This window comes from Micromonospora phaseoli, assembly GCF_900109115.1.
Classification (GTDB): Bacteria; Actinomycetota; Actinomycetes; order Mycobacteriales; family Micromonosporaceae; genus Micromonospora; species Micromonospora phaseoli.
Map to the genome: position 1 here is coordinate 131800 of NZ_FNYV01000008.1, position 12558 is coordinate 144357.

The window sequence follows — 12558 nt, forward strand, 5'->3', positions numbered from 1 at the left end:
CTTGAGACAGGACGAGGCCTTCGGGCCGGTTATGCGTCCTATCCCATCATCGTGAGCAGCTTCTCTACCGTGTTCCAGTTGCGCACGGTCGTCGACGGTCCGCTCCTCGCCTTGCCGAGGACGGTCATCAGCGGGCTGTCCCGCAGGCCGCCTGGGCACCAGATGTACATCTCGGTGCCGTCGACGATGTAGCGGTCGTCGCCGATGTCAGCGCCATCCAGCACGGCGCCGACGGGCGTCTGCGGGGGCGCCGCCATGAACGCCACGACGTACTTCGAGCCGTCGGTCGCCACGTCGCCGAGGGGGTTCTTCGCCACGATGCGCGTCAGCTGGTCGTGGCTGCGCAGGATCGTGTCGACGGCGAATCCGAACCGCTCCTCGATCAGCTGCTCGATCGTCCTGCCTAGCTCCTCGGCCGGCTGGTCGGCGTCCAGCACCACGTTGCCGCTCTGTAGCAACGTGGCGACGTTCTCGTACCCGCTCAGCGTGAGCACCGTGCGAAGGTCGGCCATGGCCACGCGTCTGGCCTTGCCGAGGTTAATACCGCGCAGGAGGACCGCGTAGCGCGCCATCGTCTCCCCCTCACTGGCCTTGGGTCTGTCGTCGCTGCGAGCTTAGCCATGACTCGCCGAACGGAGTGCGGTGCGCTCATTGGCCATATCCATCACGGTGGGCCGGTCGGATCGCCTGGCCACCGCAGGCGTGTCGGTCAGGCCGGTATCCGCTCATGCCGAGATAGCGGAGTCGCGGAGAGGTCGCGAAGTTGGTGAAGGACGATCTGGCTCGCTGTGGTGAGAGTTGAGCGGCTGCGAACGGCCGCGTAGACGTGGCGGGTCAACGGTCGGCGTAGCGGGCGGGTGGCGACGTGGTATCGATGGTCCACGGCCAGCTCGGGCAGGAGCGACACGGACAGGCCAGCTTCGATATGCGCCAGGAGCAGCTCGTAGCTGGCGAAGCGGCCAGCCACGACTGGCTCGAAGCCGGCTTGCCGGCAGGCGCTCGTCACCAGGTTGGACAGGTATGTGCCGGGCATGTCGATGGACCAGGCCGCCTCGGCGAAGTCGGCCAGGTCCGCCGGTGCGTCAGAGGCAACCTGCGGCCGCGGCAGCACGAGCACGATGGCGTCGGTGAGCAGGGGAATGGTGTGCACGTCAGGATGCAGCGGCATGGAGCCGTCGATGAAGTCCGCGGCCACGATGATGTCGTAGTCGCCTCGGCGTAGGGCCGGATGGCTGGCTTGCGGGTCCAGTTCGGCGACCTCAAGCTCGATCCTGGGATGCGCCTCCCGGAGCCGCGCGGCGAGCGGAATGACGACGGTCCGTATGGCGCTGGAGAACGCCGCGAGGCGTACCGGCCCCGTCGGTTGTCCGGAGCGGCCCCGGAGGTCCGCCTCAGCAGCCTTGACCTGGTCAAGGATGATGCGGGCGTGCCGGGCGAGCGTACGCCCAGCAGGCGTGAGCTGTACGCGTCGGCCGCTGCGCCGCAGAAGTTCGGTGTGGGTCTCCGCCTCCAGCACCGCCAGTTGTGCTGACACTGCCGACGGACTCATGTGCAGGGCTGCGGCGACGGCCCGCATGGTGCCGAGGCCGTCCAGCAGGCTGAGCATCTCCAGGCGTGCTGTGTTGAGCCGCATCGGAAACTCCTTGTGCACGAATTCCGCACAGCGTAGCCAGAAACACGAGCTTTTCGTGCATAACGAACACTCCTATCGTGAGGCCCATGACGCTGACCACCAAGCGGAGTACCGCCGAACAATTCTGGTCCGACGCTGCCCGCCATCTGGTGCGCTACGGCGGATCGTTCACGCCCGAGATCATCGAGCGCGCGGCCGGTAGCTTCGTGTACACCGCTGACGGCCGGCGGATCCTGGACTTCACCTCGGGCCAGATGAGCGCCATTCTCGGGCACTGCCATCCCGCGATCGTCGACACGGTGCAGCGGGAAATCGCGAGGCTGGACCACCTGTTCAGCGGCATGCTGTCCCGCTCGGTCGTCGACCTCGCACGCCGGCTCGCCGAGTCCCTCCCCGCGCCGTTGGAGAAGGCGCTGCTGCTGACGACCGGCGCCGAGTCGAACGAGGCGGCCATCCGGATGGCCAAGCTCGTCACGGGCAAACACGAGATCGTCGCCTTCGCCAAGTCGTGGCACGGCATGACGCACGCCGCGGCCGCCGCAACGTACAGCGCCGGCCACCGGGGCTACGGGCCCACGCCGGGAAACTTCGCGATTCCCACGCCCAACCCGTACCGCCCCGACTTCACCACCCCTGACGGCGAGTTGGACTGGCAGCGCCAGCTCGACTACGGCTTCACCCTCGTCGATGCCCAGTCGTCGGGAAGTCTCGCGGCGTGCATCGTCGAGCCGATCCTCAGCTCTGGCGGCATCATCGAGCCACCGCCGGGCTACTTCGTCGCCCTGGCACGCAAATGCCGTGAGCGCGGCATGCTGCTGATCGTCGACGAGGCGCAGACCGGTCTGTGCCGCACCGGCACGTGGTACGCCTTCCAACGTGACGACATAGTGCCCGACATCCTCACGCTGTCCAAGACGTTGGGCGCCGGCCTACCGCTCGCCGCGATGATCACGACAGAAGAAATCGAACAACGGGCACACGAGTTGGGTTACCTCTTCTACACCACACATGTGTCCGACCCCCTCGTCGCCGCCGTCGGCAACACCGTGCTCGACGTCCTCCAACAGGAGCAGATGGACGTACGGGCCCGAGAACTTGGCGAGTTCCTGCGCGCCGGCCTGCTTGACATCAGAGACCGACACGACGTGGTGGGAGACGTACGGGGGCGCGGCCTGATGCAGGGGATCGAGCTTGTCCTCGACCGGGAGACGCGAGAGGGCTCGGACGTCCTCGGCACCCACGTCACCCGCCGCTGCCTCGAGCTCGGCCTCCACATGAATGTCGTGCAACTGCCCGGCATGGGAAGCACCTTCCGGATCGCACCACCCCTCACCACGACGCGGGACGAACTGGCCCTCGGTCTGGAAATCCTGGACCAGGCGATCGGCGAAGCGGCGCCGGCCTGACCGGCCGCGTCACCCGTTCCGCCACGTAGGCGAACAGGTCATCACGCATCATGTTGCTCCATTCGACCATGGAGTGCCGGTGGACATGGGGGTGTGAAACATGATCCGCTCAATTGATCAGCGTCGGCGTGAACGACTCGACGGGCACGAAGCGACAACCGCCCGCGAGGCGACCTTCGATGATCGGCGGGAGGGCGGCAACGGTCTGTGCGCGGTCGCCGCCGCCGTCGTGCAGCAGGATGACGGAGCCGGGCCGAACCTGGTCCAGGATCCGTTGGGCGACGACGTCGGCGCCGGGCATGGCCCGGTTCGCCGCCTCCGCGTCCCACAGCGCGGTCGTCGGCTCCAGCACCCGGAGCCAGTCGATGACCTGCGGGGTACGCGAACCGTACGGCGGCCGGAAGCACCCTGTGGGTTCCGCGCTACTCGGTGCGCAGGGCCGTCGCAGTTCGGGTCCTGGCCGCCCACCCGGCCGGCAGTAGCGCTCCGAGTAGGGCCGTCAGCGGCCCGCCCAGCGCCAACGCCGCCAGTGGGACCGGCCCGTATACGTCGAGCAGCGTCTCCGGCAGGTGCAGGCCGCCGCTGGCGGCCATCATGGGGACGACGAGCCGCTGCATCGCCATGCCCGCGGGTACGCCGAGCAGCCCGCCGACCAGCCCGACCCCGGCGACGGACGCGACCACCATCGTGACCGTCTGGCCCGGCGTCATGCCGAGCGCTTTGTGTACGCCGAGATCGTGCACCCGGTCGCGCAGGTCGAGGACGAGCATGTTGAACACACCGAGCGCGGCCACCGCGAGAAGCAGCAGGGTCAGCGTGGCGGTCAGTCCCTGCACGGCCACGAGGAGCGGGTCGGTCCCCAGGCCGTTCGGCCGCGCGGTCAGGCCCTGGGCGGCGAGCGCGCCGGTCAGCGTTTCCGCGTAGTCGCCGGCATCGGTGCCATGGGTGAGCCCGACCCGGTAATCGACCGGGTTCCAACCGGCAATCGTGGCGGTGCTGGTGAACACCGCCATACCGGACTCGAAAACCTCACCGACGATGCGCAGGCGCACCGGCGTGCCCTCGACCTGGACCGTGAGGGTGTCACCGACCCGGGCTCCGGTCGCCGTCAGCAGGCGTCCGCCAACGACGGCCTCGCCGGGGGAGGTAAACCAGCGTCCGGACACCATCTCGAAGCCGTCCCACGCCGCGTCGCCGGTTATCGCGGTGACGGGAAACGGGTCGGGTACGCCCACGACCGTGCCCGGGGCCTGCGCGAGGCCGTATCTGGCTCGGGTGCCCTCCTGTGCGTCGATCGTCGCCAGCACGGTCGCGGGATCGACGGTCGGAGCGGCGGCGGGTCCGGCGGCAGGGTCGCCGCCCACCGTGACGTCCGCGACGTTCTGTTGGAGGGCGGTCTGGATTCGCAGCAGCGACGCACCGAGCCCGGTCGCGAACGTCACTGCCGCCGCGCCCGTCGCGACCGCCAGCAGGATCGCGATCGTGCGCACCGGCCGGGCAAACGGGCGGGCCAGGCCGAGCCCCACCGGCCTGGCCACCGGCAGCCGCGCCGCCAGGCGCGATGCCCGTCGGCCGCGCGCGGGGCCGGACGCCCGCCCGACCGCGATGGCATCCACAGTACGTAGCCGGCCGGCCCGCAGCGCGGCCACCCACGCGGTAACCGCCACCACCGCCAGCACCCCGCCAGCGGCCAGAAGAGTCACCCACCAGGCGATCGTGGCGTTCGCCGAGCCATAGAGCTGCCCGGTTTCGGCCAGCACCGGCAGCGCGATCAGGTTCCCGGTGACAGTTCCGGCGACGGCACCGACGGTGGCCGGGAACAGCGCCTGCGCGACGTAGGCACGGACGATGCCGGTCGGCGTGCAGCCGAGCGCCTTGAGGATGCCGATCCGGCGGGTGGCGGCACCCACCGTCCCGGCGACCACCGTGCCGACCACCAGCACCGCCATCACGATGCCGAGCAGCGCGAACGCGACGAGGAACGGCACGAACACGGCCGCGTCCTCGACGGCGCGCTGCCGCACGTCGAGCCAAGACCGGGCGCCGGTGACCGCACCGGACGGCAACGTCGCTAGCACGGCGTCGCGGCCGCTCTCGACCTCCGTCGCGGTGCTCGCATCCGCGAACCGGTAAAGCATCTGGTATCCATCTGCCGTTCCAGGCCCGTCGAGTGCGCCGACTGCGGACGGCAGCACCCAGGCGCTGGCGGTGTCGCTGACCGACCGGGCCGTACCGACCACGGTGAACTCGGTGCCGCCGGGTGCGGTCAGGCGGACGCCGGGCGGAATGCGGATGGCGCCGCCGCCCAGCACAAGTTCATCCGGGCCGGCCGGCCACCGTCCGCCGGCCAGCTCGACCCGGTCGACAGGGCCGCCAGGATCGGCGCGGGCAACGATGGTCAGCGGCGGCATCCGCATCCCTCCGCGCTCCGCGAAGGTGACCACCAACACCCGGTACGGGCCGGCGGCGGCGACCACGCCCGGTGCCGAGGCCGACGCGTGCAGCTGCGCCTCCGTGACCACACCGGTGTCCGCCTGCACGGTCAGGTGGGCCCCCCGCTGGGCTGCGAACGCGTCGTCGAAGGGTGCCTTCGACGCGACCAGCAGCCCGGCGCCGAGCACTGTGGCGGTCACGGCGGCCGCCGTAACGAGTCCGATGACGATGGTCTGCACCCGGCGACGCCGTACGCCGGACCGGATTACCCGGCTGAGGCCGCTCACCCTGCCACCTCTACCCGGCCGTCGCGCAGGCGGATCGTGCGGCTCGCACATGCCTCGGCCAGCCGCAGGTCGTGGGTGACGAGCACGATGGTCTGGCCACTGTGGTGCAGTTCGTCGAGTAGATGCCGGACGTCCTCGCCCGAGGCGGTGTCCAACGCGCCGGTCGGCTCGTCGGCCAGTAGGAGCGCGGGGCGGTTGATCAGGGCGCGGGCGACGGCGACGCGCTGGCGTTCGCCCCCGGAGAGCCGTCCCGGGTACGCGTGCGCGTGCCGGGTGATGCCGAGCGAGTCCAACAGTCGGGTCGCGTGTTCGCGCGATACGCGAGCCGGGGCGCCGGCCAGTTGGGCCGGCAGCAGCACGTTGTCCAGCACGGTCAAGTCGTCGAGCAGATTGAAGAACTGAAAGATCAGGCCCACGTGTGCGCGCCGGAAGCGGGCCGACGCGGCCTCGCCGAGCTTCTCCAACCTGGTGCCCGCGACGGCCACCGTGCCCGCATCCGGTCGGTCCAGGCCGGCGAGCAGGTTGAGCAGCGTGGACTTTCCGCTGCCGGACGGGCCGAGCACGGCGACGGACTCGCCGGGCTGCACGGTCAGCGACACGTCGTGCAGCGCCGGCGGGCCCTCGTCGTAGCGGCGGGTCACCCCGCGTAGTTCGATCACCGGGTCGGTCATGTGTCGCCCCTCGGGTCAGGCCGGTCGTCTGGACGGCCGTGACGTTAGGTGCGGGTACGAGGTCCGTGCATCGGTCCGGCGATGCACCGGTCGTACCGTCGAAGTCGGATCTTTGCTCGGGGTCATCCCGGCGATGTAGTCGCGCTGCATACCGTGGCTGATGCCGCAACCGGCGCCCGGCGGCGAGAATGTGGCCTGTGAGAGGCATCGTGGCGACGGGACCGCTGCCGAGGCCAGGCTGGCGGGCGCTGCTGCTCGACGCAGCGCTGGCCGGTGCGCTCGGGCTCGTGTGCTTCCAGGCCGCGACGGACGATGCCGAGGTCCCGCCGCCGTTGCCGCCGTTGATGGTCCCGCCGGAGGTGCAGCCGGCGCAGCCGGGATCGGCTCTCGGAGCGCTGCTGCTGGTCTTCGTCATGTGTGCGCCGCTGGTGCTGCGCCGCCGATATCCGCTCGCGGTGCTCTGGGCGACGATGGCCGCCGCGTCACTGGTTCTGGTGACGGACGGAGCCCAGCAACCGAACCTGTATCCGTGCGTGGTGCTGACCTGCCTCGTCGCCGTCTACAGCGCGGCGGCGCACAGTCCGTATCGGCTACCGGCACTGGCATCCGTCCCGGTGGCCGCGGTGGTTGCCATGGGCTTGCGCGAGCTGATGCTGATCACGGTGTCCGCGGACTATCTTCCGTTCGTCCTGCTGGCCCCGCTGGTCGCCGCCGCCGGGGGTCACCACGTGTGGCGGCGCCGGGCGGGTGAAGATCGGCAGCGGCTCACCGCCGAGGCCCGTGCCCACGAGGCGGCGCTGCGCGACGCGGTCGCCGGTGAGCGGGCCCGCATCGCCCGCGAACTGCACGACGTCGTGACGCATCATGTGAGCGTGATGGTCATCCAGGCCGGGGCGGCCCGGACGGTGCTCGCCGCCGCACCGGACCAGGCACGGGAGGCGCTGCTCGCCGTCGAGTCGACCGGCCGGTCCGCGTTGACCGAACTGCGGCACGTAATGGGCCTGCTGGCCCAGCCCGAACCGGACGACCCGGAGGACCCCCAGCCCGGGATCGAAGGCCTGCCCAAGCTGATCGAACGCATGCATGACGCCGGCGTGCCGGTGCGACTGACCATCTCGGGCGAGCGCCGACCGGTCACCTCCGGCATCGGGCTGACGGCCTACCGGGTGGTGCAGGAAGCGTTGACCAACATGGTCCGGCACGCGCCCGGTGCCGCTGGTACGGTCGTCGTCGAGTATTCGCCGGAAACCCTACGGATCGAGGTCGGCAACACCGAGCCCGGCATCCCGGTCGCGACCAGCGGGACGGATGGGCGCGGCCTGATCGGGCTGCGGGAGCGGCTCGCCGTCTACGGCGGGACGCTACGCGCCGGAGCCCGGCCAGGTGCCGGCTACCAGGTCGAGGCCCTGATCCCGTGGGAGGCGATATGACGGTGCGAGTGGTGGTCGCCGATGACCAAGCGTTGGTTCGCACCGGGTTCCGCATGATCCTCACCGCCGGCGGAGTGGACGTGGTGGCCGAAGCCGCAACAGGCCCAGAGGCGGTCGACGCGGTCCGCCGCACCAAGCCCGACGTCGTGCTCATGGACGTGCGCATGCCCGAGTTCGACGGTCTCGAGGCCACCCGCCGCATCCTCACCGGGACCGCCGCAGCGCCGCGGATCATCATCCTCACCACGTTCGACCTGGACCAGTACGTTTACGCCGCACTCGCGGCCGGAGCCAGCGGATTCCTGCTCAAGGACGTGACGCCGGAGCATCTCGTCGCGGCCGTGCGCATGGTCCAGGACGGTGACGCGCTGCTCGCGCCCGCCATCACCCGCCGCCTGGTACGACGCTTCGCCCGCCGCGATCCGCAGACCGCGACGCTGCACCGCGACCTGGCCACGCTGACCCGACGCGAGACGGAGGTCCTGCGCCTGCTGGCTGGTGGCCTGAGCAACGCCGAACTCGCGGCGGCGCTACACCTGTCCGAGGCGACCGTGAAAACTCACGTCGCCCGGATCCTCGCCAAGCTCAATCTGCGCGACCGGGTTCAGGCAGTGGTGGTCGCCTATGAAACGGGCTTCGTCAGTCCCAGTTCGCCAGAGGACTAACTGATCTCGGGTCCAGCCGGCTGGTCACCTGATGGTTGTGACGTAGTGGCTCCAGGTTGCGCTGGCTTGGGTGTGCCGGCGGGTGGTAGTGGTCTGGTGGAAGCCCAGCGCGTCGGCGATGACCGGTGCGGGTGCTTGCAGCACGAGCCGGCGCAGGGTGGAGACGCGGGCCTCGACGAGCGGGAATCCCAGCCGGGACAGCCATCGGTACAGGGTTTGGTAGGCGACGGGCTGGCCGGGCAGCCGCCCAGGGAACAGCCATCGGTCATCGCGGTGTTCGTCGACCGAAAGGTGTAGCAGTTGCGCAACCGCGGCTGGGACGGGGCTGGGTGGGGTTGCCAGTCGAGTGCGTCATGGTCGAATGATGCGTGGTGCGTTGAGGTCCTGATTGTCGATGTGGACGTCGGCACGGTCATGCGGGGTACAGGCTTCGAAGTAGATGCGTTGCGCCTCCACGTAGCGACGGATACTCGGGTGCGCGGGATCGGGATCTGTTCCGTCGCGCATCGCCATGCGCCTCGCTGTCTCGGCAAAGGGCACGTCCAGGAACACCGACAGATCCCAGGCCGTGACCAGCTCGTCGCGTTGCAGAAAGAGGCCGTCGACGATGAGTACGGCGGCAGGCGCAGCGGTAAGCGGTTCCGGGTCGAGGGGGGCGTCGGTGGCGAGGTCGTGTGCGGCAGGCCGGTGCAGCCGTGTGCCACCCGGGCGGAAGGGTTCGAGAACATCGCTGCGGAACCTCGGATAGTTGAAGGCGTGTTGCCAATAGCCCTCCGGTGACTCCCGTCCGTACTGGTATCGGATCGCTCGCGGGTTGTGGAAGTCGTCGAGAGAGACCCGCACGACAGGGCGGCCGGACGCCTGAACTTCGGCGGCAAGCTCATTGGCGAACATCGTCTTGCCGGATGCATCCGGACCATCGACCGCCACGCGGGCACAGGCACCGTTCTGCAATGCGGGAATCAAGCCCGCAACCCGTCGGATGACATCGCGTCGCTCGACTGAGATGATCATCCGGCAAGATTCCCATGCCGACCTACCGGCCCGCATCCGCTTCTCGGCAGAAGCGGAAGCAGAGTGGCGCGTGTTGGATGGTCGCATGTTACGGAACGTCAACGTCACCTGCCGGCCTCACCGTTGGGTACCGCAGCCGTGCCATCCCGACCAGAACCGAGTCCGGAACGTAACAGCCACCCGGGCGATGCTGGCACCGTCTTTGCGGTGCCCGGGAAAGGCATCGCGGGTGGGTTGCTGCTCCGTGACGTGAGACGCCTCAACCCCTGCAAGCTTCCTAGGACATCATCGATCGGAATCTGATAACTACTCCAATCAGATCGACAAGGGGCTCGCTCTCGTTCGCGGCGCTGCCGTCACCAGCGTCCGGCACTATCGAGCTCGGACCACGCCTGCCGCGGGTACCCGAACTGGCAGCCGCTCGACACCGCGGCATGACGCGCAGCCACCGGTCGAAGGTGATCTTCGAACCCGGCGCCACCGTCACGGATGCAGTGCTGTCAACGCAGGTAGCTCTTTGCGCGCGAGCCCCCTCAGCCCGACGCGCCTCCACGACCCGACGCGGTGCACGCTCATGCCGATGTGCGGATGGGGCAAGCTCAGTCCCGCCTCCGAGGTGAACCTGTTCGGGCGGCCAGGAGCCCGCGACGCAACTGAGTGTTCGGGAAGCCGTCACGGCGCAAACGGGTCCCAGTGGGTGGCATAGCGGAGCAGGGACAGCGCCAGGTCGGGGTGCGCGGCGGCCCATTGTGTATCGAAGAGGAACAGTTGCTCGTGGCCGAAGAAGTCGTCGATGTAGCGGGCGGCCTGGGCGAGGTGCTCATCCACCGCGACACGGGCCTCCGGTGGTGGTTCCGGCAGCTTCCATTGCAGGATCTGCTCGTAGCTGGGTGCGGTCCACTTTCCGAAAGTCGACAAGTCGTATGGCTCGAGGCAGACGTAACGGTCCAAGGCGGGGCCGATGTTATCGTCGTCGGGTCCGACGAGTGAGCGCAGCAGGTCGGCGTCGAAGCGTTCCCGGGACACGGGATCGGTGATACCGCGTAGGTGGTCGGCAAGTCCGGGCAGGTTGACGCCGGGGAAGACGGTCGCTTCCCGCTGGTCCAGGTTCGTGCCGTTGTGGTCGGTGTGCTGCCAGGTGATGCGGACCGCGTAGACGGAATCCGGACCGGGTCCAGGTGGGCCGACGACGCGGAGCGCCACGTCAGGGGTGAAGGTCGCGCCGCGCGCGGCGGCGCCGGAGGGCAGCGGCCACGTGTCGTTTACGAGGTACGCGAGCCGGTCGGGGTGGGCGACGATCGCCTCGTCCTCGAAAAAGAAGTAGGCCAGGTCGACCTCGTCGTCGTTGGTACGCACTCGCAGCCCCCGCTCGTCGAGGCGTATCGGGTCGTCAGACTCGACCCAGAGGTGCTCGTCCAGGAGCTCGCGCAGCTCGACGAGGGTCTGTGGACATGGCAGGCGATGCCCCTCGATCGCCTCGAAGATCGAGTCGAAACCGTAGGCGCCGCCGCCGATCTCGGCGTCGAGAAGCGCTTGTCGGTCGTCGTGATGCCAGGCGCGCTGGAACCAGCCGAGCACCGTCATCTCGGGCACGTGGAAGACCAACTTGCTGAACGGAGAATCCACGCGCGACCGCTCCACGAAATACACGTGAGGAGCTTAGGTGTGCGAGTGGAGATCGCATACGCCCTGATGTCCGCCCATCGGCGGAAACCAGGCGCGATCAGCGAACGCGACTCGGCTGACCCCAGCCATGGGGCTCAACGCCCATGAAGCCAGAATCACGCGACGGAGCCTCGGATCGAGTGTCCGGATCTGCCGCAGATCGGGCGTTACCGGTTGTGACAGCCCTGCGGCGGCCGCTCGACGTGCGGTCGCGCCGACGATCGGGGTCGTGGTGGCGTTTGCCAGAGGAGGCTGTCGCGGGTGTTACTGCAGGAGCGCGGTATGCACGGTGAGGTCCTCGGAGGCGTAGAGGTTCGTGATGGCGTCGGGATCGTCGGTGGCGCAAACTGCGGCGATCGTGTCGATGAGTTCGTCGTATTCGGGGCCGGTGTTGCCCTTGTAGGAGGCCGCCATGCGTCCCCACTCGTCCCATGGCAGCATCTCGACCTTGTTCAGCGCGGCGAGATCCCTGATTGCGTTTCCCCGGATCTCGGCCGGCCCCCAGTTCTCGGTGCCGTACACGCCGAAGGTCGCCGCATCGATGTGCCCCTGTCGGAAGGCCGCCCACGCCTCTCCGCCGGTGAGGAACTCGTCGGTGGCGAGGTCTTCGGGTTCCCTAACGAGTGAGCCGCCCAGGATTTCGGAGTCGATCCGCACCCAGCGGCCGTCTTGGCGGTACTCGGTGATCCAGTGGTCCACGCCCCGGCCAGGGTGGAAATACGTGGCGAAGCCGCAGCGGGCTCGGGCCGCGATCCCGCGGTAGCGCAGCAAGGCACAGCTGAGCACGGCGAAGTGCCGGCACGTGCCGATCACCCGCCGGGCGGGGTCGCGAGCCACGGTCAGCGGGGCCGCGTCGAGGGTTAGCAGGGCGCCGATCAGACCGTTGACGGGACGGAGTTGGTTCTCGGCGAACCGCTCGTCGGGCAGGCTCAGACCCTTCGCGTCAGTCGGCTGGACGACGAGATCGTGAACAAGGCGGCAGATCTCCACGGCCTCGCGCGGGAGATCGGTCAGCGCGGGCTCGTGGAGCGTGTCGATCGTCGTCAGTGGACCTGCCACCGCGAAATCGATCGTCCCTGTCATGCCGGGCATCGTAGGCGTCGCCACCCAGATCTGCTGTCCCCTGACCACGCGACCGCCTCGCGAGCATTTGCCGGGGACTCGGCGCCATGTCTGGCAACGAGGGACCGGTTCCGTGACCATCAGAAGAGCTGTTCAGGGTTACAAGACCACCCCGCACAATATCCGCATCTGCCGCAGTCCGATCGCTGCACGGCATCAAAGCGAGGTGGCGGGTTGCCGAAGGGCCAGGCGTGCCGCGATCAAGTCGCCAACAACGAGGCCCGGTTAGAGT

Annotated in this window: 11 protein-coding genes; 3 read left to right on the forward strand and 8 right to left on the reverse strand. The window is 69.0% G+C overall.

Features of this window, described 5'->3' with window-relative positions; all coding sequences use genetic code 11:
- Window positions 1-38 precede the first annotated feature (38 nt).
- Together BMY89_RS20555 and BMY89_RS20560 are read right to left on the reverse strand one after the other, a co-directional pair.
- Window positions 39-572 (reverse strand): DUF1697 domain-containing protein, encoded by a 534-nt coding sequence (locus tag BMY89_RS20555; protein WP_092381658.1) that lies wholly within the window; start codon window positions 570-572, stop codon window positions 39-41.
- A 137-nt stretch (window positions 573-709) separates the two neighbouring features.
- Window positions 710-1633 (reverse strand): LysR substrate-binding domain-containing protein, encoded by a 924-nt coding sequence (locus tag BMY89_RS20560; RefSeq protein ID WP_092381814.1) that lies wholly within the window; start codon window positions 1631-1633, stop codon window positions 710-712.
- 86 nt (window positions 1634-1719) lie between these two features.
- Between BMY89_RS20560 and BMY89_RS20565 the strand changes: the two genes are divergently transcribed.
- On the forward strand, window positions 1720-3039 hold the full coding sequence (locus BMY89_RS20565; RefSeq protein ID WP_092381659.1) for an aspartate aminotransferase family protein: 1320 nt from the start codon (window positions 1720-1722) through the stop codon (window positions 3037-3039).
- 109 nt (window positions 3040-3148) lie between these two features.
- On the opposite strand, the gene BMY89_RS20570 is transcribed toward BMY89_RS20565, so the two are convergent.
- The 3 genes from BMY89_RS20570 to BMY89_RS20580 all read right to left on the reverse strand — a co-directional run bounded on the left by BMY89_RS20570 (window position 3149) and on the right by BMY89_RS20580 (window position 6430).
- Window positions 3149-3391, reverse strand: coding sequence for a polysaccharide deacetylase family protein (locus BMY89_RS20570; protein WP_092381660.1), 243 nt, complete (start codon window positions 3389-3391; stop codon window positions 3149-3151).
- A gap of 70 nt (window positions 3392-3461) precedes the next feature.
- On the reverse strand, window positions 3462-5759 hold the full coding sequence (locus tag BMY89_RS20575; protein ID WP_092381661.1) for an FtsX-like permease family protein: 2298 nt from the start codon (window positions 5757-5759) through the stop codon (window positions 3462-3464).
- On the reverse strand, window positions 5756-6430 hold the full coding sequence (locus BMY89_RS20580; RefSeq protein WP_092381662.1) for an ABC transporter ATP-binding protein: 675 nt from the start codon (window positions 6428-6430) through the stop codon (window positions 5756-5758). The genes BMY89_RS20575 and BMY89_RS20580 overlap by 4 nt, the downstream gene beginning before the upstream one ends.
- Before the next feature lie 188 nt (window positions 6431-6618).
- Between BMY89_RS20580 and BMY89_RS20585 the strand changes: the two genes are divergently transcribed.
- Both BMY89_RS20585 and BMY89_RS20590 read left to right on the forward strand, forming a co-directional pair.
- Window positions 6619-7860, forward strand: coding sequence for a sensor histidine kinase (locus BMY89_RS20585; RefSeq protein ID WP_092381663.1), 1242 nt, complete (start codon window positions 6619-6621; stop codon window positions 7858-7860).
- A complete protein-coding gene (locus BMY89_RS20590; RefSeq protein ID WP_092381664.1) occupies window positions 7857-8525 on the forward strand; it encodes a response regulator in 669 nt (222 codons plus the stop codon). Before BMY89_RS20585 ends, BMY89_RS20590 begins: the two co-directional genes overlap by 4 nt.
- 351 nt (window positions 8526-8876) lie before the next feature.
- Here BMY89_RS20590 and BMY89_RS20600 read toward each other — a convergent pair whose 3' ends face one another.
- The 3 genes from BMY89_RS20600 to BMY89_RS20610 all read right to left on the reverse strand — a co-directional run bounded on the left by BMY89_RS20600 (window position 8877) and on the right by BMY89_RS20610 (window position 12287).
- Complete coding sequence (locus tag BMY89_RS20600; protein ID WP_232521448.1) at window positions 8877-9539, reverse strand: nucleoside/nucleotide kinase family protein; 663 nt, start codon at window positions 9537-9539, stop codon at window positions 8877-8879.
- 672 nt (window positions 9540-10211) lie between these two features.
- Entirely contained in the window at window positions 10212-11123 is a 912-nt protein-coding gene (locus tag BMY89_RS20605; RefSeq protein WP_232521449.1) for a hypothetical protein, read from the reverse strand.
- A gap of 345 nt (window positions 11124-11468) precedes the next feature.
- A complete protein-coding gene (locus tag BMY89_RS20610; RefSeq protein WP_092381668.1) occupies window positions 11469-12287 on the reverse strand; it encodes a transglutaminase-like domain-containing protein in 819 nt (272 codons plus the stop codon).
- Between the last annotated feature and the right edge of the window lie 271 nt (window positions 12288-12558).

Bases quoted from the DNA above. Each gene is read 5' to 3' on its own strand.
- BMY89_RS20555 (WP_092381658.1), bottom strand. From the start codon at position 572: ATGGCGCGCTACGCGGTCCTCCTGCGCGGTATTAACCTCGGCAAGGCC.
- BMY89_RS20560 (WP_092381814.1), bottom strand. From the start codon at position 1,633: ATGCGGCTCAACACAGCACGCCTGGAGATGCTCAGCCTGCTGGACGGC.
- BMY89_RS20565 (WP_092381659.1), top strand. From the start codon at position 1,720: ATGACGCTGACCACCAAGCGGAGTACCGCCGAACAATTCTGGTCCGAC.
- BMY89_RS20580 (WP_092381662.1), bottom strand. From the start codon at position 6,430: ATGACCGACCCGGTGATCGAACTACGCGGGGTGACCCGCCGCTACGAC.
- BMY89_RS20585 (WP_092381663.1), top strand. From the start codon at position 6,619: ATGTGGCCTGTGAGAGGCATCGTGGCGACGGGACCGCTGCCGAGGCCA.
- BMY89_RS20590 (WP_092381664.1), top strand. From the start codon at position 7,857: ATGACGGTGCGAGTGGTGGTCGCCGATGACCAAGCGTTGGTTCGCACC.
- BMY89_RS20600 (WP_232521448.1), bottom strand. From the start codon at position 9,539: ATGATCATCTCAGTCGAGCGACGCGATGTCATCCGACGGGTTGCGGGC.
- BMY89_RS20605 (WP_232521449.1), bottom strand. From the start codon at position 11,123: ATGACGGTGCTCGGCTGGTTCCAGCGCGCCTGGCATCACGACGACCGA.
- BMY89_RS20610 (WP_092381668.1), bottom strand. From the start codon at position 12,287: ATGACAGGGACGATCGATTTCGCGGTGGCAGGTCCACTGACGACGATC.